We start from the raw sequence: 24735 nt of genomic DNA on the forward strand, positions 1-24735 counted from the left end.
CGGGTCACCGGGCCACAGCCCGGCAGTAGTCCGCGTCGGTGGACAGCAGGTTCCGATGCGTGTCCTCAGCCGTGACGGCCCCGTCGTCGAGTACGAGGACACGGTCGGCGGCGTCCAGGAGTGCCGGGCTGCTGGTGATCACGACGGTGGTGCGGCCCCGGCGCAGCTTCGCGACGTTGCGCGCGATGAGCTGTTCGGTGACCGCGTCGACAGCGGTCGTCGGGTCGTGCAGGACGAGGACGTCGGTGTCCGCGGCCAACGCCCGGGCCAGGGACAGCCGTTGCCTTTGCCCGCCCGAGAGGTTCGCGCCGCGGTCGCGGACGCCGTAGTCGAGTCCGTCGCGGTGGAGTGCCACGACGTCCGTCAGCATGGACGCCTCGACGGCCTCGGGGACCGACCGGCTGGTGCCGGACGGGTCGATGTTCGTGCGGAGCGTGCCCGCGAAGATCTCGCCGTCGTACGGGTTCACCAGCAGGTGCGCGCGGACCGCCTCGATCGACAGGTCCGCGAGCTCCTGTCCGCTGACCCGCACCGCACCTTCGTACGCGTCGGGCGGAACGCTGACGGCCAAGACCGAAGCGAGGTCGGCCGCCGCACGTGGCTGGTAGGCGGCGATCGCCACGAACTCCCCGGCGGACACCTGGAACTTCAGGTCGCGCAATGTCCCGTATCGGACGCAGTCGAGCTCCAGGTCCCCGCCCGCGGCCGGGCGTTCGGGCCCCGGCGTCGTGACCGGCGGCGCGGTCAGGACCAGCGCCATCCGTTCGGCCGAGGCACGCGCGATCATCACGTACTTCGGCATCTCCGAGAAGAGCCTGAGCGGTTCCATGATGAACTGCGCCAGCCCCACCGCCATGACGAGTTCCCCGATGTTGATCTGCCCGTCGAAGGCCAGCCAGCCCGCCGTCAGGGTCACGGCGCCGGCGAGGACCGCGTTGAGGGCCAGCGCGGTGCCCGCGTACGCGCCGTTCACCTTGGCGACGGTGATCGCCTGGAGCTTCGCCTCGGTGCTGACCTTCCGGTAGGACCGGAACGCCGCGTGGTTGCCGCCGAAGCCGTGCAGCGGACGCAGGCCGGTGATCAGGTCGGCGACCTTGGCACCCGCCCGCGCCACCCGGGCCTGCTGTTCCTGGGTGCTGGAGCCGATCCGCCTGGACAGCACGCTCAGGATCGACATGATCGCGACGGTGCCCACGATCACCAGCAGGCCGAGCCGGAGGTCGGCAAGGCCCAGCGCGACCGCCGCGACGACCACCGCGACCAGCGAACTGATCAGCAGCGGCACCACCTCGATGATGTCGGCTGTCTGGTCGGCGTCCTCGGTGGCGATGGTCAGAACCTCGCCGGACTTGAGGTCGACGTCCCTGGCCACCGGCTGGAGTCCGCAGGCCGCGACCCTCACCCGCCAGCGGTGCGCCTCGGTCGTGTTGGCCTTCTGCAGGACGCGCATCCCGAACCGCCACGACAGCGACACGGTCGTGATGATCACGGCCAGCGCGGCGATGGACAGGCCCAGCGAGCCGAGGCTCCGGTCCTGCATCGTGTGCTCGACGATCAGGCCGAGCGCGATCGGGAAGGCCGTCTCGCCCGCCTGGTACAGGCCCATGAGGAGGGTGCCCCAGACCATGGCGCCGCGGTTGCGGCGCAGAGCGGTCCGGAGAATGTCGGACCCCGAGCGGGGTCGCTGCGTGTCAGGAGTTGTCATCGAGGTGGCGGGCAATCGCTTCCGGGGTTCGCAGGGTGAACAGGTCTCGGATCGTGATCACTGGACCGTACTCGCGGCGGAGCAGTCCGTTGAGTCGTACCGCCAGCATGGAGTGCCCTCCCAGGGACACGAAGTCGCTCACCGCGCTCACCTCGTCATCGTCCAGGTCCAGTGCCTCGGCGAAGAACTCGCACACCACGGTCTCGGTCTCGGTCTGGGGACCGCGCTCCCCCGCCGTGGTCAGCGCGCCGAGCGGCTTGGCCTCCGGCAACGCCTTCGTGTCAGCCTTCCCGTTCACCGTGAGCGGGATGCCGTCGACCTGGGCGTAGTGCGTCGGCCGCAGGAAGTCCGGCAGCCCGGCGCCCACCTCGGCGGCCACCGACGCAAGATCCGCGCCGTCCAGCACGAGGTAGGCCGCCAGCCGGTACGCGCCGTCCACCTGCGGGTCGGGCTGGGCGACCGCGGCGACGAACCGGACCGCCGGGTGCGCGGCGAAGACGGCCTCGACCTCGCCGAGTTCGACCCGGTGTCCCCGGATCTTGACCTGCTGGTCGGTGCGGCCCAGGTACGTCAGGTTGCCGTCGGGCCGCCGGAACACGAGGTCGCCGGTGCGGTACATACGCGCGCCGGGTTCGCCGAAGGGGCACGCGACGAAGCGGTGCGCGGTCTGGGCGGGCTGCCCGAGGTAGCCTCGCGCGATGCCGATGCCCGAGACGTACAGCTCGCCGGGGACGCCGTCCGGAAGCGGCCTCAGCCACGGGTCCAGCACGTACACGTCGGTGTTGTCGATGGCCACGCCGACCACCGGGTCCTCGCACTCGAAGGTGCCGACGCCCAGGGTGTTGATGGTGTACTCGGTCGGTCCGTACAGGTTGTAGCCGACCGTCCCCTCGGTCTCGGCGAGCCGCTGCCACAGCGTCGGCGTGACCGCCTCACCACCGAGGAGCACCAGCGGCGGACGCCGGTCGGGACTGTCCAACAGGCCCTCGGCGACGAGCTGCTGAGCGTAGGTCGGCGTCACGTTGATGACGTCGATGCCGTGCTCCAGGCAGTACTCGACCAGGCGGGGCGCGTCGCGGCGCAACTCCTCGTCGCAGATGTGCACTTCATGCCCGTCGGCGAGCCACAGCAGCTCCTCCCACGACATGTCGAACGCGAACGACACGGTGTGCGCTATCCGGAAGATCCGATGCCCGTGCTCGGCCAGCACCGGTTCGAAGATCCGGCGCTGATGGTTGATCAGCATGTTGGTGAGCCCTGCGTACTCGGTCACCACGCCCTTGGGCTTCCCGGTCGATCCGGAGGTGTAGATCGTGTACGCGGGGTGCCGCAGCCGGTCGGGGTCGTCCGGCGCGAACGTCACGAACGGCTCGGCAGCCGGCAGGGGACGGTCCAGCTCGAGCAGCTCGCCCGTCAGGCGGGGAGATACGGCGCTCACCGTGAGGATCACGTTCGGGCGCGCGTCCTCGACGATCGCCGCAATCCGCTCGTCCGGGTGGTCCAGCTCCAGCGGCACGTAGGCGGCGCCGACGCGCAGGACGGCGAACAGCGCGACGATCCAGTCGAGGGAGCGCGGGATCGCGAGACCCACGGTCGTCTCGGGTCCGATGCCACGCGCCGCGAGCACACCCGCCACCGCGCGGCTGCGGTCCCGCAGTTCGGCGAAGGTCATGGTCGAGCCGTGGGCTACCAGTGCCACCCGCTGCGGGTCACGGTCCGCCGCCTGGTCGAACCGGTCGACCACGGTGTCCGTGCCGACGTCCGTACGCTCGCCCGGCGTGGGCCGCGGCCCCAGCCCTCGCAGCGCCCCGACCGGTCCGGTCGCCCGGGCCAGGTCTTCGAGTACACGCAGGTAGTCGTCGAGGAGACGCCGGGCGCTCTCGTCGTCCTCGTCGCGGTACTCCAGCTTGACCGTGAGCCGGTCGCCAGGCGTCACGACCCAGGTGAACGGATAGTGGGTGGAGTCATCCGCCTTCACCGAGGTGATGCCGTGCCGGGCGTTCAACTCCGCGAACGCGTCCATGTCCAGGAAGTTCTGGAGCACGAACAGGTTGTCGAACAGCGTGTCGTGCCCGCTGGCCCGCTGGATCTCGCCGAGCCCCATGTGCTCGTGCTCCATCGCCTGGACCCTGGCCGTCTGCACGGCCGACAGGTACTCCCGGACCGTCTCGTCGGGCCTCGCCCGCGTCCACATCGGCACGGTGTTGAGCAGCACGCCGACGATGTCGGAAAGCCCCTCGCCCTCCCGGCCGGAGACGGTCACGCCGAACACGGCGTCACTGCGGCCCGTGCGGCCGCCCAGCAGCAGGCCGAACCCGCCGGTCAGCACCGAGTTCAAGGTGACGCCGTGCACCCTGGCGGCTTCCCGGAGCAGCTCCGACTGCTCGGCGGACAGCGTGCGCACCAGGGCGCGCGGCAGGTCCTGCGAGAGAGTCGGCGTCGGTCCGGCGAGCAGTGTCGGGCCGGGGAGGCCGGCCAGCTGATCCGACCAGAAGCGTTCCGATACGGCGGCGTCCTTGGCGTCGAGCGCCCGTGCGTGATCCTCGAAGCTCGGCGTGGCCGGGGTCGGGACCGGCAACTCGCCCGCGAGGACGGCCTGATAGGCGTCGAACAGGTCCCTGAGGACGATCTCGCGGGACCATCCGTCCCACAGCAGCAGGTGGTAGCTCAGCAGCAGGCCGTCGCGGTCGTCGGGGAGCCGTACCACGGTCGTCCGGATCAGTGGCGGCTCGCCGGGATCGAATCCCGTGTCGCGGTCACGGACGCGCAGCGCGTCGACCTCCGCCTCCGTGGACAGGGCGATCGTACGGACCTCGACGCTGCGGCCCGCCGCGAGCGTCTGGACGGGGTTGCCGTCGTCGTCGGTGGTGAAGCCGGCGCCCACGACCGGGTGCCGGGCGATCACGTACGCCATCGCCTCGGTCAGCGCGTCGGTGTCCAGACGCCGGTCGAAGGTGAACCAGCTCTGCGCGACGTAGTGTCCGGCCGAGCCCGCCATCTGGGCCTGGAAGAACAGGCCGCGCTGGAGCGGGGTGACGGGCGCGGTGCGCTCGGCCGTCGCGGAGGCGTGCGCGATGCGTTCCAGTGCACTGTGCCAGTGCTCGGTGATCTCGTCGGGGATGCCCTCGGCGAGGGTGAAGGCCGCGTGCAGGCTGCCGGTGGCCTGGTCGAGCCACGCGTTGACCTCGACGGCGTACGGGCTGCCCTGGTCACCACCGGTGATCTGCAGCGCCTGGGACTCGCTGCCCCGGCCCAGGTAGTTGAACAGTACCTGTGGGCGGGCGGTGAGCAGCGGGGTCGTCTGCGGGTTGAGGTACCGGAGCTGCCCGTAGGCGACATGTGCGCGCTCGTCCGGCTGGCGGTCCGCGAGCTCGCGGGCCGCCGCGACAGGGTCGGTGTGCGCGGTGAGCCGTACGGGCGCGATGGAGGTGAACCAGCCGACGGTGCGGGTGTAGTCGTGGTGGTCGAGGGCCGGGACCCGGCCGTGTCGCTCCAGTTCGATCACGAGGTCGGTGGGCGTCGGCTGGATGCGGGTCAGTGCGGTGCGCAGGGCGCCGCACAGCAACTCGGTGATACCGGTTCCGAGTGCGGCGGGTGCGGTACGGGTGACGCGGTCGCTCACGTCGGGCGGGAGGACGACCGTTGTCTCGCGCAGCGCGTCGACGGCGGGCAGCAGCGCGGGCGCCTCGAGCGTGGTGGCCCAGTGCCCGAGGTCGTCGATCGCGTGGGCCGAGTGAAGCGTCAGCGCTTCGGCGTACTCGGCGTAGGACGTGGTCGGCGGCGCCAGCGGCTCCCCGCGCAGGGCCGTTGCCAGGTCGTCCAGGAGGACCAGCCAGGACACCGAGTCGACGGCGAGATGGTGCACGGTGACCACCAGGGTCCGGCTCGACTGCAGCCACGCGAACGCGATGACCTCCCCGGACTCGGGGTCGAGGCGCTCGGCGGCCTCGTTCGCCGCTGCGGTGGCATCGGGCGTGTCCGGCCGTACGACGCTGACGTCGTGGTGGGGTTCGGTGCGCAGGGCCCAGACCCCGTGCTCGACACGCAGGCGGAGCCGGAGGGCCGGGTGCGCGGCGATGACGGCGTTCGCCGCGCGCTCGGCGTCGGCGAAGCCGGTGCCCTCCGGGGCCACGAGTGTCCTGGCCTGGGCGAACCGGACGAGAGATCCGCCCAGTTCGCGCTGGCGCAGGATGATCGGCGTCGGTATGAGGGGACCGTCCTCGCGGCGGGCCGCGGTGGGCGCGGCGGCCTTCGGTGTGCTCGTGGCGAGGTGTTCGGCGAGCGCGCGGGGGGTCCTGAGCAGGAAGACGTCGCGGGGCGCGATCGTCAGGCCGAGCGCCCTGGCCCGGTTGATGACGGTGATGGCGACGATGCTGTCGCCGCCGGCGCGGAAGAAGTCGGTGTCGGCGTCCACCGCGGCGCCGGGCAGGGTTTCGGTGAAGATACCGACGATCGCTGTGAGCGCGGAGTCACTGCCTTGTCCGTCGGGGGGCGCGGGGCTGAATCGATCTGCGGCTCCGCCGTGGGGCGCGACCAGTCCGGGCGCGGCCGCGGACAACGACGCTGCGGTGGTGGCACCGTCTTGGGAGCGCATCTCCAAAGCCTTGCGGTCGAGCTTCCCGTTGACCGTCAACGGCAGCGCGTCGACCGGCAACACCCGACCGGGCACCATGTGCACCGGCAGCTTCCTGGACAGCAACTCGGTGAAGTCACCCGGCACCCCGCCCACGACGTGCGCGACCAAGTGGTCGCCGCTGTCCGCCACGGTGACAGCCACGTCGACCACGCCGGCGAGTTCCCTGACCGCCGACTCCACCTCTCCCAACTCGACTCGGAATCCCTTGAGTTGAACCTGATCGTCGGCGCGTCCGGCGAACTCCAGCTCGCCGTCGAGCGTGCGGCGGGCGAGGTCGCCGGTGTGGTACATGCGGGAGCCGTCCCCCGCGAACGGGTTCGCCACGAACCGGCCCGCGGTGAGCCCCTGCCTGCCCAGGTAGCCGAGCGAAACCTGGTCGCCGGCGACGTAGATGGCACCCACCCGGCCCGGCGGCACCGGCCGGAGCCGGTCGTCGAGCAGGTAGGTGTCCAGGCCCGGAATCGGGCCGCCGATCGGACTGACGTCGTCACCGCGCTCGAAGTCCTCGTCGGTCAGCACCCGGTGGGTGACGTGGACGGTGGTCTCGGTGATCCCGTACATGTTGACCAGTTCGGGCGAGCCCGTGCCGTGCCGCTCGATCCAGCCGCGCAGCCGCCCCAGCTCCAGCGCCTCGCCGCCGAAGATGATCCGACGCAGGGCGGGCAGCGACTCGTCGGCATGCCGGTCGGCCTCGATGAACTGGTAGAACGCCGACGGAGTCTGGTTGAGGACGGTCACGCCGCGCTCGCGGACCAGCCGGTGGAAGTCGACCGGGGAACGGGTCAGCCCGTACTCCGGCACCAGCAGCTCACCGCCGTACGCGAGAGCGCCCCACAACTCCCAGACCGCGAAGTCGAAGGAAAAGGAGTGGAACTGGACCCATACGTCGTGCGGGCCGAAGTCCATGTCGGGCTGGGTGTTGGCGAGGAGTGTGACCACGCTGGAGTGCGGGACGACGACGCCCTTGGGCCGGCCGGTCGATCCGGAGGTGTAGATCACGTAGGCGGGATCGTGCCGGCTCACCTCGGGCTCAGCGGCATGCCCCGCCGGCAGCTCGTCTCCCAGCACGAGCACCTGGGCCGGCGCACCTGCCCTGGCCAGCAGTTCGGTGAAGCGGTCCCGCTGTTCGCGGTCCACGAGGACGACCTGCGGGGCGGCGTCGGCCAGGATGTACTCCAGCCGTTCGTCCGGGTACGCCAGGTCCAGCGGGACGTACGCGCCGCCCGCGCTGACGATGGCGACCAGCGCGACGACCTGCTCGACGGAACGCGGGACGGCGACGGCGACCCGCTTGCCCGGCCCGACCCCTGCCGTGCGCAGGGCCGAGGCCAACTGGTCCTTCGCCGCGGCCAGTTCGCCATACGCCAAGGACCGGGTGCCGCCGTCGAGACCGCACTGCGTGACCGCGACGGCCGCCGGGTCACGGTGCGCGGCGGCGTCGAACAGTCCTCCCAGCGTCGTCGGAGTGATCTCCGCGGGAAGCCGGTCGCTCTCGGGCGCCAGGTCGTCGACAAGGGCGTCCGGGCGGGTGAGCAGGCCGGTGAGTGTCGCGGAGAACGTGTGCAGGATCGTCTGCGCGGTCGCCTTCCGCAGCAGCTCACCGTCGTAGATCAGGTTGAAGATCGGACGGCCGTGGACAGTTCGCTCCACCACCAGCGTCAAGGGGTAGTGCGGAGCGCCCTCGTTCACGATGTCGGCGATGGTCAGCGAGTCGCCGGGCCGCCGCAAAGCCTCCACATCCGTGGCTACGTCGAACACCACCAGGGTGTCGAACAGGGAGCCGGAGCGAGCCTGCCGGCCGATCCTAGCCAGCGACACGTGCTGGTGCGGCAGTACCGCGCTCTGATGCTCCCGCACCGAGGCGAGAAGGTCGCCCGCCGTGGTCGTACCGGCCCAACCGGCGCGCACGGGGATCGTGTTGATGAACAGACCCACCATGTCCGCGATGCCGGGCACATCGGCGTCCCGCCCGGACACCGTCGAACCGAACACCACGTCCGTGCTGCGCAGGATGCCGCCCAACGTCACCGCCCAGGCGCTGTGCACGGCGACACTCAGCGGCACGCCGGCCGAGCGGGCGGCGGCGTCGATGTCGTCGTCCGGCTGCACGGCGACGTCGGTGAACCGGTCGGACGGCGTGTGCCCCTCGGCGACCAGCGAGGGGCCGGGCAGCCCGGCGAGTTGCTCGCCCCAGACGCGGTCGCTCTCGTCGGCGTCCTGTCCGGCGAGCCAGCCGACGTAGTCGGGGAAGCCGCCGACCGGGTAGACGGTGCCCGGCGCGTGGTACTCGGCCAGCAGCGCGCGGAGCATCGGCGGTACCGACCAGCCGTCGGCGATGATGTGGTGCACGGTCTGCACGAGGACGGTGCGGCCGGAGCCGGCGCGTATGAGGGTGTACCGCATCAACGGGCCGGTGGCCAGGTCGAACCCGGCGCGGCGGTCCCGCTCGGCGTACTCGCGTATCTCGGCGTCGGTGATGCCGGGGCGGTCGAGCGCGGCGAATGGCGCCTCCACACCGCTCTCCAGCACGGAGACGACACGGCCGTCGGCCAGGGCCACGAACCGCGCCGCCAGGTTCGGGTACAGCGTGAGCAAGCGGGTTGCCGCCGCCGCGAGCCGGTCGGCGTCCACGTCGCCGTCCAGCGTCAGGAGCTGCTGCTCGACGTAGGCGCCCGCGGAGTCGTCATCGAAGACGGAGTGGAAGTACAGGCCCTCCTGCAGCGGGGTCAGCGGCAGGACGTCCCGCAGTGCGGGGCTGTCCAGGTCGTCGACGTCGGCCTGGGTGAGCGGGACCAGGGCGAAGTCGCTGGGCGAATGGCCGCCCTGTTCGAGCGCGGCCAGCCCTGTCAGGGCGCCCCGGAAGTACTCGCCCAGGGTCGCGATGTCCTCGTCGGTGAACAGGCCGTCGGGCCAGGAGACGCTGGTGACCAGTTCGTACTCGCCGGTGGAAGCGGGTGCGGGTTCGGCGATGGCGTTGAACTCCAGGGGACGCGGCAGGCGCATCCTCGGGTCACGCCTCTCCCCCAACTGTCCTGTGGTGCCAGCGAGTTGCCAGTCGCCCGAGGCGCCCGCGTCGAAGCGGCCCAGGTAGTTGAAGAGCACCTGCGGTGCGGGAGCGTCGAACTCGGTGTGGGTCAGGTAGCGCAGCGCGCCGTACGAGACCCCGTGGTCCGGCACCTCGGCGAGGTTCTCCTTGACCGCCTTGAGCGCGGCGGCCAGGTACTCGGGCGCCGTGAAGTCGGCCGCCGCACCGGGGTCCACGATCACCGGGAACAGCGTGGTGAACCAGCCCACGGTCCGCGACAACTCGGGCTCGAAGCCGGCGGAGCCCGCCACGAACTGTCCCTCGCGGCCATGGCCTTCGAGTTCGATGTGCGCGAAGGTCTGCGACTGCCCGAGGTCGCGGCGCCATCGGGCGAGGGCGACGGCGAGCGCGGTCAGCAGGACGTCGTTGACGCCCGCGTGGAACTTCGCGGGGATCTCGCCCAGCAGCCGGGCCGTGACGTCGGGGCCGACCGAGACGGTGCGTATTCGCTCGCGTGCGACGGTGTCGGCCGCGGACAGCGCACGCCTGCTCACCGGCCCGTCCTCTCCTGGCAGGGCACGCCAGTAGTAGGAGCTGTCCGCGTCGAACGCGGCGCGTTCCAGCATCTGCGTCCAACGCCGGAACGACGTGCCCACCGGGGGCAGCTCGACCGGCGTACCCGCCGCGAACTGCCGCCAGGCGGTGGCCAGGTCCTCCATCAGGACGCGCCAGGACACCCCGTCGATCACCACGTGGTGGGCGACCAGGACCAGTTGTCGTGCCGTGCGGCGCCAGACGGCCCGCAGCATCACCCCGCCCACCGGGTCCAGCCCGTCGGTGGCGAGCGCGACGCACTCGTCGAGGGGCAGGTCGCTCTCCTGCCACCCGGTAACGGCCTCCTCGGCCTCCGGAATGTCGAAGCTCCAGCGCTCACCGCGCACCAGCTTGGCGCGCAGCATGTCGTGGCGCCGGACCAGGGCGGTGAGAACCCCGTCGAGGGCGTCTGCGGTCAGGTCCGCCGGGGTGTTGAGCACCACCGACTGCACGAAGCCGTCGATCGCGTCCGTGGTCCGGCCGAGCCACTGCACGATGGGCGAGCCCACGACGGAACCGGTCGCGACATCACGGCGGTCCACCGTGGAGGTGTCCTCACGGCTCGCCACCGCCGCCAGCGCCCCTACGGTGCTGTTGGTGAAGATCTGCCGTGCCGTGACGTAGAGCCCGGCCTCGCGCAGCGCGCTCAGCAGCGAGATCGCGAGGATGCTGTCCCCACCGAGCTGGAAGAAGTCCTGGTCGACGCCCACCTCCTCGAGCCGCAGCACTGCCGCGACCGCGGCGCACACCGCGCGCTCGTTCTCGGTCGTGGGCTGCGTAAGCGAGCCCGTTCCCACCGTCGGCTCCGGCAACGCGTTCCGGTCGAGCTTGCCGTTCGCGGTGAGCGGGAACTCCGTCATGACGACGATGTGGGTGGGCACCATGTACTCGACCATGTGCTCCGTGGCCCACGCCTTGATCTCGTCGGCTCGCAGGTCCTCGCTCCCGGCGGCCGGGATGACGTATCCCACGAGGTAGGTGCCGCCGGCCGTGTTCTTCTTCGCGACGACGCAGGTGTGCCGTACACCGGGGTGCTCCGCGAGACCGACCTCCACGTCCTCGATCTCCAGCCGCATACCGCGGATCTTGATCTGGTTGTCGGCCCGGCCGAGGAAGTCGAGCGACCCGTCCGGGGCGAATCGCGCGAGGTCACCGGTGCGGTACAGCCGGGAGCCGTCGCCGGCGAACGGGTTGGCGACGAAACGGGACGCCGTGAGGCCCGGGGCGCCAACGTATCCACGCCCCAGGAGGAATCCGCCCACATAGAGTTCGCCGCCGACGCCGACCGGGACCGGGCGCAACTCGTCGTCCAGCACGTACAGCTGGGTGTTCGGGTTGGCCTTGCCTATCGACGTCGACAGGCGTTCCGCGGCGCCCCGGTAGATGACGTGCGAGACGCCGATCGTCGTCTCGGCCGGGCCGTAGCCGTGGTACATGGGGATGTCGAGCTTGGTGCGGAACCGCTCGTACAGCTCCGGCGTCAGCACCTCGCCGCCGCACCATACGTGCCGCAGGCTGTCCAGCCGGTCGGAGTCGCCCGCGATCTCCAGCAGCACGTCCAGCATGGACGACACCAGGTACGTGAAGGTGACGCGCTGCTCGGCGATCACGCTCAGCAGGTGGTGCGGGTCGCGTTCGCCGCCGGGCCGCAGAACCACCAGCCGGGCGCCGCTCACCAGGGGCAGGAAGATCTCGTTGATGGAGATGTCGAAGGACAGCGGCGCTTTGAACAGCGACGCGTCGTCGTGGCCGAAGCCCAGGATCTCGTTGACCTGCCACAGCAGACGCTCGCTGATCGCCTCGTGCCGGATCATCGCGCCCTTGGGCCGCCCGGTCGACCCGGAGGTGAAGATCACGTATGCCAGGGCGTCTCCGGGGACGGCGACCTCGGGTCCCTCGGGGGGACAGGAGCTGAACCTCCAGTCGCCCAAGTCGACGGCCACGGCCTCCGGTTCGTCCGGGGCGTGCTCCCCCGAGCCGTTGAGCTGGACCACGACGCGGGCGTCCTGGATGACGACGGCCCGGCGCGGGGCGGGCCACTGCGGATCGAGCGGTACGAAGGCGCAGCCCGCCTGGAGGACGCCGAGCAGTCCGATCACCATGTCGGCGGAGCGGCCCAGCGAGATGCCGACGACCTGTTCGGCGGCGAGACCTCGATCGATCAGGTGGTGGGCCAACTGCCCGGAGAGCTCGGCTGCCTGCCGGTAAGTCAGTGAGCGGTGTTCGTCGACGATGGCGACCGCGTCCGGCCGGGTCCGCGCCTGCTCGCGGAACATCTCCACGATGGTCGGGCGGACCCGCTCGGCCTGGGTGTCGTTCCACTCGGCCAGGGCTGCGAGCCTCGCCGCCACACTGGACGGGCCGATGGTCCCGAGGGGCCGGTCCGGGAAGTCGGCCAGGTCGTCCAGCGCGAGCTGCGCCTCGGCGAGCGCCACGCCGTCCGGGACGGCGATGCTCCGAGCGTCCGCGCCGACCTCCCAGCCTCCGGGCCCGTCCCCTCCGTTGTCGACCCATCCGAGGACCTCGGTGAAGAGCGTGCCGGGGGTGAGGTCGATACCGTCGGGGCCGAGACCCGTCGCCCAGTACGACAGCCCGATGGCGCACGCCTCGGCGATGGTCCGGTCGGATTGGTCGCCGATTCGCCGGCATACGGCGGCCAGTTGCTCCGGGGACAGCAGGACGTGACGAGCGCTCGGTTCCATCATCGAAGACTCCGCGTTCCTTCCACCGTACGAAAGTCGGCCCAACTCACATCAGGGGTTGCTCAACTGCCCTCGCGCCAGGCCCGCCACAGTCGTGCGTACCGGCCGCCCAGAGCCACCAGTTCCTCGTGCGTGCCCTGCTCGACCACACGTCCCGCGTCCAGCACGGCGATACGGTCCGCCGCCATCGCCTGGGTCAGCCGGTGCGCCACGAACAGCGTGGTCCGGCCCGAACACGCGGCCAGCACGGCCCGCTCCAGCTCCGCGGCGCCTTCGCTGCCCGCCTCGGCCGTCGACTCGTCGAGCACCACGACGGGCGAGCGGGCCAACACGAGTCGGGCCAGGGCGATCTGGGCTTCCTTGGTGACGTCCAGGCGCTCGCCACCCTCCCCGACCAGGGTGTTCAGCCCGTCGGGCAGCGCGTCGACCCACCCGTGGGCGCCGACCGTGCGCAAGGCGTCCGTCAGCTCCGTGTCTGTCGCGTCCGGTGCGGCCAGCCGCAGGTCGTCGGCGAGCGGGCCGGAGAAGACGTGCGTCTCCTGCGTCAGGATGCTCACCAAGGCGCGCGCCGCTGCCTCGTCCAGATCGGCCAGGTCGGTCGACCCGACGCGCACCGACCCGGACTGCGGGGTGCCGATGCCCGCGATCAGCGCGGCCAGCGTCGTCTTGCCCGCGCCCGTCGCCCCCACCAGGGCGAGCGAACCGCCGGCCGGGATCGTCAGGCTGACATCCCGCAGAACCGGCTCCTCGGCGTCGGGGTAGCGGAACGTCAGCCCCTCCACCGTCACCGGGTACGACCCGGCGCCGGCCGCCTCAACAGCCGTGTCACCCACCAGCCGGTCCTCCGTGGGCTCCTCCAGCACCCCGACCAGGCGGGTCAGGCTCGCGCCCGACTTCTGTGCCTCGTCGAAGGTGAACATGATGGCGCCGAGCGGGACGAACAGCCGGTGGAACAGCAGCGGGGCCGCCGACACCTCGCCCAGGGTGGCGGCATCGGTCTCCAGCAAGGTGTATCCGACCAGGAGGATCAGGGTCAGCCCGATGAACTCGGCGCGGTTCTCCCGGCCGACGAACCGGCCGAAGAACCGGAACACTTCGATGCCGAGATTGCGCACCCGCCACGACTCGCTGGTGACCTTCTCGCGGAAGGCGTCCTCCAAGCGGTACGCCCGGACCGTGTCGATCCCGTTCAGACCGCTGATCAACGCCTGCGCACGGTCGGCCTGGGCAATCCGCTGCTGCTGGTAGAGCGGGGCGGACCGGGGCAGATACCAGCGCAGGGCCAGCACGTAGGCGGGCAGCGCGCCGGCGCCGGCCAGGCCGAGCCGCCAGTCCAGTCCGAACATGCCTACCGTGGCGATGACGACCAGCACGCCCGCCGAGAACACCGTGGGGATGGCCGTACGGATGCCCTTGGAGATGACGGCCACGTCGTCACCGACCCGGGAGAGCACGTCTCCCCGGCCGACCTGCTCGATCCGGGCGCTCGGCATCCCGAGGACGGCCCGGACGGCGCCCTCGCGCAACCGCGCGAGCAGATCCGCCCCCAGCCGCCCGATCAGGTAGGTCGACACCGCGGTGGCCGCCGCGCCGAGCAGTGCGGCGGCCACCATCAACGCCCCGATGGTGACCAGGATCGAACGCTCTTCGCCCTCGACCACCCCGTCGACCACGCGGCCGAGCAGGAGCACGGGGAGCACCTGGAGCGCCGCCCCGGCCACCGTGGTGAGCACGGTGGCGACCGAAAGCCAGGGCACTTCGCGGCAGTGCGCCGCTACCCATCGGGTGGCCTCGCGTCCGGTCGCCGTGCGCAGTGTTGCCGGGGCGACGCGCGTGTCGGTGATGCTCACACCTAGCCGGCCGACTTGACGAGTTCGTCGATCGCGTACGGCATGGAGAGCAGGGTGCCCTGGGAGATGGCCGCCCCGACTGCCGGGCCCTCACTGTCCAGCAGGTACGACACCTTGCCGTTCTTGACCGCGTCCAGGTTGGTGAACAGCTTGAACTTCTTCAGCGCCTCCGTGTCCGCCTTGTCGTTGATCACGAAGATGCGGTCGACGTCGACCAGGTCGATGCGCTCGGGCGAGAGCTTGGTGTAGAAACTGCCGTCCGCGACCTTGTCGATCTCGGTCTGGTACTTGAAGCCGATGCCCGACACCAGCCGTCCGCGTACGTCGGTGGAGGTGAACGGTGCCACCGAGTTCTCGTACCAGGACAGTGCGACGGCGGTCTCCTTCCCGAACTCGGGGTGCGCCTTCTTGGCCGCGTCGAGCTGGTCCTGCACGTCCGCGATCATCTTCTCGCCCTCGTCGGCCTTGCCGAGGGCCTTGGAGATCTGCAGCGCGTTGTCCTGCCAGGGCGCGCTGAACGGCTCCTTCTCGGTCTTGGTACGACCGACGGTGGGAGCGATCTTGGAGAGCTTGTCGTAGGCGGCCTGGTCGACCTCGGAGTAGACCGCGATGATCAGGTCGGGGCGCAGGGCGGCGATCTTCTCGTAGTTGGGGCCGGAGTCACCGTTCTTCATGATGACCTCGGGCTTGGTGTCGCCCCACTTGTCCTTCACCCAGGGCCACTGGGTGTTGATGTCGGGGCTCTGGCCCGCCGGGTTCGGGTACTGGTCGGTCATGCCGACCGGCTTGATGCCGAATGCCAGGACCGTCTGGTCGTCCGTGTAGCCGACGGTGACGACCCGCTCGGGAGACTTGGTGATCTTCGTGGATCCGAATGCATGCTCCACGGTGACCGGGAATACGCCGGCGGCTGCAGTCGAGTTGTTGTCGCTCGCATTGTCCGCCGAGTCGGACGAGTCTGAACCGCACCCCGCGAGGAGGCCGACGCCGAGAGTCGCGGCGGACAGTACGGCTGCCAGCCGCCGCCAGGGCTTCATACGCGTCGTTGTGGTGAGGAGCATCCGCATTCCCCTTGCTTTCGTGCTTTCCACTGCACCCCCGTCTAAGGGCAGGCAAACCCTAGCGTGAGCAGATGAGGTAAGCCTAGCCTAACTTCTCCAACTTTATCGGGATCTACGGGAGTTGGACGTGAGTGCGACCGATCGGCACGATGAGCGGCCTGTCGCCCGCCGGGTCCTCGATCACCAGGGCGCGCAGACCGAACGCCTCGTGCAGCAGCTCGGCGGTGATCACGTCGCGTGGGTGCCCCTGCGCCAGAATCGAACCGTCCCTCATCACAATGAGGTTGTCGCTGTAGCGGGTGGCCAGGTTGAGGTCGTGCAACACCATGACCACGGTGCACCCCGACTCGTGCAGATCGTCCACCAGGTCGAGCACGTCGATCGCGTGCGCCAGGTCGAGGTAGGTGGTCGGCTCGTCGAGCAGCAGCAGGTCGGTTCCCTGTGCCAACGTCATGGAGATCCAGACACGTTGACGCTGGCCGCCGGACAGCGAGTCGACGGGGCGGTCGCCCAGGTCGGCCACCCCGGTCATGGCCAGCGCGCGCTCCACGACGTCGGCGTCGTCCGACGACCACTGCCGCAGCCAGCTCTGGTGCGGATGGCGGCCCCTGGCGACCAGGTCGGCCACCGTCAGCCCCTCCGGCGCGACCGGCGCCTGCGGCAGCAGGCCGAGCTTCTTCGCCACGTCCCTGGTCCTGAGCCGTGCGATGTCGTCGCCGTCCAGCACGACCGTCCCATGGGTCGGCTTGAGCAGCCGCGACAACGTCCGCAACAGGGTCGACTTCCCACAGCCGTTGGGCCCGATGATCGTGGTGACGACGCCGGACGGGATCGCCACGTCGAGATCCTCGATGACCGTCCGGGCGCCGTACCCGACCGTGATGCCTTTGGCTGCCAGCCGTGTGTCGTCCACGACTTCGGTCTCGGTCTTGGTTGTTGTCCGCTGAGCGCCCACCATGCCCCCTCCGTTCACGCTTCCTGACCTTTGCTCCGGCTATCTGAGGTTGGCCCGCACCAGCAGATAGACAAGGAAGGGGCCGCCGATCGCGGCGGTGACCACACCGACCGGGAGGCTGATCGGCAGCGCCGTGCGCGCGACCAGGTCCGCGCCGATCAGCAACAGGGCGCCCGTCACGCCGGACGCCACCATCGGCGGCGTCGGGCACCTCGCCAGTCGCATGGCCACCTGCGGCGCCACCAGCGCGACGAACGGGACCGGGCCCGCCGCGCTCACCGCCACGCCGGCCAGCAGGACCGCGCACAGCAAGAGGACCGCCCGCACCCTCGTGTACCGGACACCCAGGCCCGCGGCGACGTCGTCCCCGAGATGCAGCGGCTTGAACTGGAAGGACACACAGGCCACGACGACCATGAGGACGAGTGTGCCCCAGATCGCCACCCGCACCTCGTCCCACGACCGGTCGTCCAGCGAGCCGACCAGCCACGCCTGGGCCCGGGCCACGTCTCTGATATCGGCCGAGACCAGCAGCCAGGTCGTGATCGCCTCCATCACGGCGCTCACCGAGATGCCGATGAGGATGAGCCGGAAGCCGTCGATCCCGCGCCGCCACGCCAGGAAGTACACCAGTAGACCCGTGCCGAGTCCGCCCGCGAGCGCCGCCGCGGACAGGCCCACGGAGTCGACGATCGCCGCGGCGGTCCCGCCCGACACCGTCACCAGGAAGACGGCGACCGCGCTGGCGCCCCCGGTGATCCCCAGGATGTCCGGACTGGCCAGCGGATTGCGTGCGATGGACTGCGTGATCGCCCCGGACACCCCCAGCGCGATCCCGACGACGAGCCCGGCCAGGGCACGCGGCATCCGCAGGTCCATGATGACGAACTCGTCGACCTGCTCACCCCGGCCGAGAAGCGTGGCGATGACCTGGTCCAGCCCGATGGGGAAGTCCCCGACACCGATGGACAGACAGAACACCAGGAAGGTCGCCGCGGCGAGCAGCAGCGTGACGAGGACGATCCAGGGGCGCCAGACGAACGACACGCTTCCGAGCCGCACGCCAGGCGTCACCGCCGGCTTCATGGCTGTCCGGTTCGACTGCACGTCTGCCCCGCTCGGCTTCAAGTCCGGCCCGTTCATGCGTTCTTGAACTTTCCGCGCCACACCAGAACCGCGAAGAACGGGGCGCCGAGCAGAGCGACGAGGACCCCCGCGTCCAGCTCGCTCGGCCGCACCACCAGGCGGCCCACGATGTCACAGACGAGGAGGATCACGGCTCCGAGCAGACCGGCGTACGGCACCAGCCAGCGGTAGTCCGGCCCGGTCAGATACCGGGCCACATGGGCCACCATGAGCCCCAGGAACGCGATGGGGCCGCACGCGGCCGTCGCCGCGCCGGCCAGCAGGGTGATGGCCGTGATGCCGATGGTCCGACTCAGCGCGATGTTCACGCCCAGCCCTCGCGCCACGTCGTCCCCCAGGTTGAGCAGGTTGATGGCGGGCAACGTGGTCAGCGCCAGCGCCAGCCCGACCACGATGAATCCGGTGACCGGCCAGATGACGTCGAAGCCGACACCGGCCACGGAGCCCGCGTTCCAGAATCGCAGCGCGTTCAGCGACTCCTTGTCCCCCAGCGCGACCGCGGTGGTCATCGCCATGAGGAACACCGCGACCCCTTGCCCGGCCAGGGCGAGCGTCAACGGGTTGCCCGCCCCCCTGCCGATGCTCGCCAGCCCGAACACGACGACACCGGCGGCCGCGGCCCCCAGGAAGGCGAACCAGACGTACTGGAAGGGATCATTGAACCCGAACAGGGCGATCACCGACACCACTGCGAACGAGGCGCCGGTGTTCACCCCCAGCAGGCCCGTGTCGGCGATCGGGTTGCGGGTGTATCCCTGGATCAACGCCCCGCCGACGCCCAGGGCGATGCCCGCGACGATCGCGAGCACCGTCCGGGGCACCCGCACGGTCTGCACGATGAGCCTGATCTCGGTGAGCCGCTGATCGGAGTCCGGCGCCGCGAACAGTCCGTGCCACACCTCGGCAGGACTCAACGCGCGCGCGCCGACGGCCAACGACGCCAACCCCGCGATCACGAGGATCAGCAGCAGCGTGCCCAAGCCCACAACCCGTCGCCGACGGGCCGGTGTTGTGCCCCTGAGCGCGGGGCGCTCTACTGCAGTCGTGCCCATTCGACGTACGTTGTCCCTTTTGGTTCAGGAAGGATCACACCCACAACATGCCCTACATTCGGGCCTGTTGGTGGCTTACGGCAAGTGGGCGTACTAGCGGGCGGCGGTGGTGCCGGTTCCGTCGGCGACCGTCCGGGCCTCGTCGGCAACTGACTTGAGGCTCCGGTCGAGCAGGGACTCCAGGATCTCGCCGACCCTGATGGCGGTGTTCGACAGCAGCGCCGACGTGATGCCGTGGGTGTGCTCCGTGCCGCCCTGCAGATAGATGCCGCAGCGCAGGTCGGGGTCGGTTGCGATGCGGTAGTCGCGCTCGACTCGGACGCGGCCTTCGTCGTCGCGCAGGCAGCGGTCGGCGACCTCGCCGAGGAGGCCGATGGGGTCGGCGGGACTGTAGCCGGTGGCGAAGACCACGACGTCCGCGTCGAGGGGCGTCTCGTCACCGGTGACGAGGGACGTCACCGTGGCACGGACCTTGGCCGGCGTCTCCTTGACGTCCGTGAGCCTGGAGACGTTGAGGAAACGGAGCCGCTCGGTGCCGAGGACCTTCTCCTGGTACATCTGCCGGTACAGGTCGTCGATCAGGTCGATGTCCACCACGGAGTAGTTGGTGTTGCCGTGGTAGTCCATCAGTCGGCGCTTGACGTTCTCCGGCGCGGCGAAGTACTCGTCGACCGCCGCGGGGTCGAAGATCCGGTTGGCGAAGCTGCTGTCGTCGGCGGGGCTGTAGCCGTATCGGGAGAAGACCGCGCAGATCTCGGCCTCGGGGAAGCGGCGGTGCAGGTAGGCGACGTTCTCGGCGGCGCTCTGCCCGGCGCCCACCACGACGAACCGGGAAGGCGAGGTGCCTTCCAACTCATCGACTTTCGCCAGTAATTCGGAGTTGTGCCAGACGCGTTCGCCGCGCTCCATGCCCTCCGGCATGAGGGGGCGCAGGCCGGTACCGATGACGAGGTTGCGGGCCCGATGGACCAGGAGCCCCTCCCCCGAACGGACCGTCACTTCCAGGTACTCCACGGTTCCGTCACGGACGACTGGCGCGACGCCGACGACCTCATGACCGTAGGAGACCATGTCCTCGACCTTGGCCGCCGCCCACTCGAAGTAGTCGTGGAACTCCACCCGCAGCGGGAACAGGTTCTTGTGGTTGATGAAGTCGACCAGCCGCCCCTTGCTCTTCAGGTAGCAGAGGAAGCTGTACTCGCTGGCCGGGTTCCGGAGCGTCACCAGGTCCTTGAGGAAGGACACTTGCATGGTCGCGTCGTCGATGAGCATGCCGCGGTGCCAGCCGAAGGAGGGCTGCTGCTCGAAGAAGTGAGCGGTGATCACCTCTTGCCCTGCGGCTTGTGCGTTGTGCTCGCTGAGGGCGATCGCCATGGCGACATTGGACGGTCCGAAGCCGATGCCAATGAGGTCGTGAACCGGTGTTGCGTCACCAGGAAGAACCTGTGACATGTCTCTCCCATCGTGCGGGGCAGTCGCCTGTCAGGCGTGGGGAAGTACCAAGCGGGCACGCTGACGGAGCGGCAAACTGGGAACTTAGGTGAGCCTAAGCTAATCCTGTGAAGCTGTCGATAGGGCCGAAGTGAATATCGACGGCTTCAGCCTCGACCCAACTGGCAGGTCACATGGGCCCGTTGTGCACTAAGGCTAGCCTTGCTTTACTTGACCTCGATTAATCCCTGCCTCGAGGAGGAAGCCCATGCGGGTCGTCATGTTCGGCTACCAGACCTGGGGGCATCGCACCCTTCAAGCCCTCCTGGACTCCGAACACGACGTGGTCCTGGTCGTGACGCACCCCAAGAGCGAGCACGCGTACGAGAAGATCTGGAGCGACTCCGTCGCCGACCTCGCGGAGGAGCACGGCGTCCCGGTGGTCATCCGCAACCGCCCGGACGACGACGAGCTGTTCGAGCGGCTCAAGGAGGCCGACGCGGACATCATCGTGGCCAACAACTGGCGGACGTGGATCCCTCCACGCATCTTCGACCTGCCGCGCAACGGCACCCTGAACGTGCACGACTCGTTGCTGCCGAAGTACGCCGGCTTCTCCCCGCTGATCTGGGCCCTGATCAACGGCGAACCCGAAGTGGGCGTCACCGCGCACATGATGAACGACGAACTCGACGCCGGCGACATCGTCCGGCAGGAGGCGGTGCCGGTCGGACCGACGGACACCGCCACCGACCTCTTCCACAAGACCGTTGACCTCATCGCCCCGGTCACCATCGGCGCGCTCGACCTCATCGCCGCCGGGCAGACGGAGTTCACCAAGCAGGACCGGTCCCGGGCCAGCTTCTTCCACAAGCGGTCCATCGAGGACAGCCGAATCGACTGGACCTGGCCGGCGGAGGACCTCCAGCGCCTGATCCGAGCCCAGTCCGAGCCGTACCCCAGCACCTTCACCTTCCACAAGGGCAGGCGACTTGAGGTCCTCGCCGCCGTGGTCTCCGAAGGCCGCTACGGCGGCACGCCCGGCCGCATTTTCTACCGCGAGGGCGACGGTGTGGTGATCGTCACCGGAGCCGACGCCCGCACCGGCCGCAACCACGGCCTGGCCATCACACGCGTACGGACCGAAGACGGCCAGGAGTTGGGCGCGACCGAGTACTTCACCTCCATGGGCGGGTACCTCACCAGTCACCCCTGAGCAACCTGGGTAACGGCACTGCGCCACCCGTTCAGCCTTCGGGTCCCCAGAGCGGGCCTGTGCCGTCGAAACCACCGCCGCGCGGATCCCGGTCCGCGCGGCGGCGTTCGTCCGCCTCGGCACGCGGAGGCTGGCTCGAGAGCGTGTAACGGAACATGTGCAGGGTCCAGGACGGCTCGGCGGTCGGCTTCGTCGCGTACTCCACGGCTCCCATGGCTGCGTAGAACGGAGCGGCGTTCGGATCCGAACCGATGATGAACTCGGATCGCCCGAGCTCGCGCGCAGTCCGGATCGCATGCTGCCAGAGAAGCTTGCCGTAACCCTTGCCGATCTCATCGGCGTCGACGAAGAGCTTGTCCAGGAGCAGGTCACCGTCCTCCTCGGTGAAACCGTAGAAGCCGAGGCTCCTGCCGTCCTCCTCCAGGACGAAGACCGGGTGGTCCCGGACATAGGCGTCCGGAATCGCCCGAGCATCACCCGCCCAGTCGAAGTAGCCCGGTGGGTACCCCCAGTGAGTCGACGATCGCTCCTGGAGTTCTTCAAGCTCGCGAGCCTCGTCAGGTTCGGCGCGTCGGATCCGCCAGGCACCGTTGGTGGACACGGCACGGACCACCCTTCTCGATCGCCACCTGCTCGATTGCTACCTGAAGCAGTCGTTCCGACTAGATCACGGTTCCAGGCCGGCGAGCCACACCCGGAGAAGAGGGCTGCAGCGCCGCGCCCTCGCATTCCCTATGATGCAGCGGTGTTCGATTCCCGGTATGTGCGAACCTTTCACGAAGTGGTGAGGACCGGCTCGTACTCGGCTGCTGCACGCGCGCTCGGCTACACCCAGCCGGCGATCACCCAGCAGATGAAGGCTCTTGAACGGGACGTCGGCATGCCGCTGTTCGTCCGGGTGGGCCGCGGGATACGACTCACCGAGGCGGGCGAGACGCTGTCACGGCACGCCGGCGACATACTCGGTTCACTGTCGGCGGCGCAGGAGCAGATGAACGCCCTCACCCGGCTGCACGCAGGACAGGTCCGTGTCTGCTCCTTCCCCAGCGCCAACTCCACGCTCCTGCCGGAGGCCCTGGCCCGTCTCGCGGCTGCCCACCCGGGCATACGCATCGATCTGCTGGAGAACGAGCCACCGGAATCCCTTCGCCGCCTGGCGCGGGGCGAGTGCGACATCGCCCTGGCGTTCACCTACCCGGGACTGCACGAGCACGTCCCGGACGATCTGGTCGAGACCCCGCTCCTGGAGGACCAGCTGACCGTGCTGCTGCCCAGCAGGCACCGGCTCGCCCGGCGCAGGTTCGTCAAGCTCACCGACCTGGAAGGGGAACGCTGGATAGCCGGATGTCCACGCTGCCGGGCCAACCTGCTGCACGAGTGCGAGGAGGCGGGCTTCGTACCCGACATCGCCTTCACCACGGACGACAACATGGCGGTGCAGAGCCTGGTGGCGGAAGGGCTCGGCGTGGCCATGGTTCCCGCGCTGGTGCTGACCTTCATGCACCGCGCCAAGGTGGCCGGCCGGCCGCTCCAGCCCGCTTCCCGGCGCAAGGTCTCGGCCTACGTCCTGCGGGAGCATCTGCGTATCCCCGCCACGGCGCTGGTTCTCCAGGAACTGAAGGCCGTGGCGGCGAGCAAGACGGGCTGTTGACCGCTCAATTCATAAGCGCTCCTTGGGAGATGCGAAGAAACTGTCGTTGGACGTGATGGCAGGCGCGGTCGGACGCTCTGCGTATGACTTCTGCGTCGACCGCTCCGGGTGCCTTCACCGCGGCCCGCACCACCGACCGTCTTGAAGCCCTGCTCGCCGGATTACGAGAGGACGTCGGTCGAGGCCTTCCGCCCGACCTGACCGCTCACCTCGTCGGTGAACGCCTCGCACCCCACCTGGGCGCGTCCGACCTGCTCACCGAGGAGCAGCGGCAGAGCGACCCGAACCGGTACCGGCAGCACCTGCTGCACGCGGAACACGACGGGAGCTTCTCCGTCGTCGCGCTCGTCTGGCTGCCCGGACAGGGAACCTCCGTCCACGACCACGTGTCCTGGTGCACTACGGGGGTGCACCAGGGCCAGGAACGCGAACGGCGCTACCGGCTCCTCCCGGGAGCGGACGGCGCCGCCAGGCTCGTCGCCACCGCCGACGTGGTGAACATGGAGGGCGAGTTCTGCGGCTTCGCCCCTCCCGGGGACATCCACCGGGTCTGGAACGCCGGCCCCTCCACGGCGATCTCGCTGCACGTCTACGGCGCGGACATCTCCCGCCTGGGCAGCAGCGTCCGGCGGGTCTACCAACTGCCTGCCGACTGCTGATGGCTCTGCTCAGGGAACGTCCTGCCCAACGGAACCGGGTGCGTGAAGCGCCCGCCCTGTACCCGGGACTCATCCTCGCGGCATGCGGCCTCGCCTTCGCCCTCGCCCTCCACCGGCTGCTTCCCGCCGTGCCGATGCTCACCGTCGCCGTGGTGCTCGGGGTCCTTGCCGCGCACCTCCCCCGGCTGCGAAAGGTGGTACGGGGATCCGCCCGCCCCGGGCTGGCCTACGCCGGCAGGCGGTTGATGCGTGTCGGCATCGTCCTCCTCGGGCTGCAGCTCGGCCTCGACGACGTGGGCCGTCTCGGCTGGGCGACGGTCGTCATGACGCTGGTTGTCGTCATGGCCACGCTGTCCGGCACCTGGTGGCTGGCGCGGCGTCTGGGACTGCCGAGGGACCAGCCCCTGCTCATCGCCGCGGGGTACGCGATCTGCGGCGCCTCGGCCATAGGCGCGGTGGGCGAGGCCAGGGGCAGCGACGAACGAGACGCGGCCACCTCGGTGGCCCTGGTCACCCTCTGCGGAACGCTCGCCATCGCCGTACTGCCCCTGCTCCAGGGGCCACTGGGACTGGGCGACGCCGAGTTCGGGCGCTGGGTCGGCGCGAGCGTGCACGATGTCGGCCAGGTCGTCGCCACGGCGCAGACAGCCGGTGACGCGGCCCTCGGCGAGGCAGTGCTGGTGAAGCTGGTGCGGGTGGCGCTGCTCGCACCGCTAGTGGCCGCCGTCGCGCTCTCCACGCGACGCCCGGGCCGTGACATGGTCGGGTCGGGCAAGCCAGGCCGCAAAAAGGCACCGCTGATTCCGCTCTTCGTCGTCGGCTTCCTCGCGGCGGTGACTCTGCGCAGCACCGGGCTACTGCCGGCCGAACTCCTGGAGGCCGCTCACACCGGACAGGAACTCCTGCTTGCCGCAGCCCTGTTCGGACTCGGCAGCGCGGTCGACCTCCCCTCGCTCACACGCACCGGCGCACGAACGGCGCTGCTGGGCCTCTCGGCTTGGCTGGTCGTGGCAGGCGTCTCGTACGCCGGGGTGCTGCTGGTCACGCGGTGA

Annotated in this window: 13 protein-coding genes; 4 read left to right on the forward strand and 9 right to left on the reverse strand. The window is 69.9% G+C overall.

What is annotated here, in order from left to right; translation table 11 throughout:
- Positions 1-4: 4 nt before the first annotated feature.
- From ACWGDB_RS31465 to ACWGDB_RS31500, 8 genes are all read right to left on the reverse strand, one after another.
- Positions 5-1705 (reverse strand): ABC transporter ATP-binding protein, encoded by a 1701-nt coding sequence (locus ACWGDB_RS31465; RefSeq protein WP_453825537.1) that lies wholly within the window; start codon positions 1703-1705, stop codon positions 5-7.
- The gene (locus ACWGDB_RS31470; RefSeq protein ID WP_453825538.1) at positions 1692-12665 is read right to left on the reverse strand and encodes an amino acid adenylation domain-containing protein; all 10974 of its coding nucleotides are present in this window, start codon (positions 12663-12665) and stop codon (positions 1692-1694) included. Before ACWGDB_RS31470 ends, ACWGDB_RS31465 begins: the two co-directional genes overlap by 14 nt.
- Before the next feature lie 59 nt (positions 12666-12724).
- Positions 12725-14512: an ABC transporter ATP-binding protein gene (locus ACWGDB_RS31475; RefSeq protein WP_453825539.1), complete on the reverse strand. Its 1788-nt coding sequence runs from the start codon at positions 14510-14512 to the stop codon at positions 12725-12727.
- Between the two features lie 2 nt (positions 14513-14514).
- Entirely contained in the window at positions 14515-15573 is a 1059-nt protein-coding gene (locus ACWGDB_RS31480; RefSeq protein WP_453825540.1) for an ABC transporter substrate-binding protein, read from the reverse strand.
- Between the two features lie 112 nt (positions 15574-15685).
- The gene (locus tag ACWGDB_RS31485; RefSeq protein ID WP_453825541.1) at positions 15686-16531 is read right to left on the reverse strand and encodes an ABC transporter ATP-binding protein; all 846 of its coding nucleotides are present in this window, start codon (positions 16529-16531) and stop codon (positions 15686-15688) included.
- A 36-nt stretch (positions 16532-16567) separates the two neighbouring features.
- A complete protein-coding gene (locus tag ACWGDB_RS31490) occupies positions 16568-17671 on the reverse strand; it encodes a FecCD family ABC transporter permease (RefSeq protein ID WP_453825542.1) in 1104 nt (367 codons plus the stop codon).
- The gene (locus ACWGDB_RS31495) at positions 17668-18726 is read right to left on the reverse strand and encodes a FecCD family ABC transporter permease (protein ID WP_453825543.1); all 1059 of its coding nucleotides are present in this window, start codon (positions 18724-18726) and stop codon (positions 17668-17670) included. Before ACWGDB_RS31495 ends, ACWGDB_RS31490 begins: the two co-directional genes overlap by 4 nt.
- Positions 18727-18819: 93 nt before the next feature.
- Positions 18820-20178, reverse strand: coding sequence for a lysine N(6)-hydroxylase/L-ornithine N(5)-oxygenase family protein (locus ACWGDB_RS31500; protein WP_453825544.1), 1359 nt, complete (start codon positions 20176-20178; stop codon positions 18820-18822).
- A gap of 247 nt (positions 20179-20425) precedes the next feature.
- Here ACWGDB_RS31500 and ACWGDB_RS31505 point away from each other — a divergent pair, with 247 nt between their 5' ends.
- Positions 20426-21373 carry a methionyl-tRNA formyltransferase gene (locus tag ACWGDB_RS31505; RefSeq protein ID WP_453825545.1) on the forward strand — a complete coding sequence of 316 codons (948 nt, stop codon included), beginning with the start codon at positions 20426-20428 and terminating at the stop codon, positions 21371-21373.
- Between the two features lie 31 nt (positions 21374-21404).
- On the opposite strand, the gene ACWGDB_RS31510 is transcribed toward ACWGDB_RS31505, so the two are convergent.
- Positions 21405-21974 carry a GNAT family N-acetyltransferase gene (locus tag ACWGDB_RS31510; RefSeq protein ID WP_453825546.1) on the reverse strand — a complete coding sequence of 190 codons (570 nt, stop codon included), beginning with the start codon at positions 21972-21974 and terminating at the stop codon, positions 21405-21407.
- 144 nt (positions 21975-22118) lie between these two features.
- On the opposite strand from ACWGDB_RS31510, the gene ACWGDB_RS31515 reads away from it, so the two are divergent.
- The 3 genes from ACWGDB_RS31515 (at position 22119) to ACWGDB_RS31525 (ending at position 24735) form a co-directional block, all read left to right on the forward strand.
- The gene (locus ACWGDB_RS31515; protein WP_453825547.1) at positions 22119-23024 is read left to right on the forward strand and encodes a LysR family transcriptional regulator; all 906 of its coding nucleotides are present in this window, start codon (positions 22119-22121) and stop codon (positions 23022-23024) included.
- Between the two features lie 83 nt (positions 23025-23107).
- The gene (locus ACWGDB_RS31520; RefSeq protein ID WP_427844354.1) at positions 23108-23683 is read left to right on the forward strand and encodes a cysteine dioxygenase family protein; all 576 of its coding nucleotides are present in this window, start codon (positions 23108-23110) and stop codon (positions 23681-23683) included.
- Complete coding sequence (locus ACWGDB_RS31525; protein WP_453825548.1) at positions 23683-24735, forward strand: YeiH family protein; 1053 nt, start codon at positions 23683-23685, stop codon at positions 24733-24735. The genes ACWGDB_RS31520 and ACWGDB_RS31525 overlap by 1 nt, the downstream gene beginning before the upstream one ends.

Source organism: Streptomyces sp. NPDC055013 (assembly GCF_053608645.1).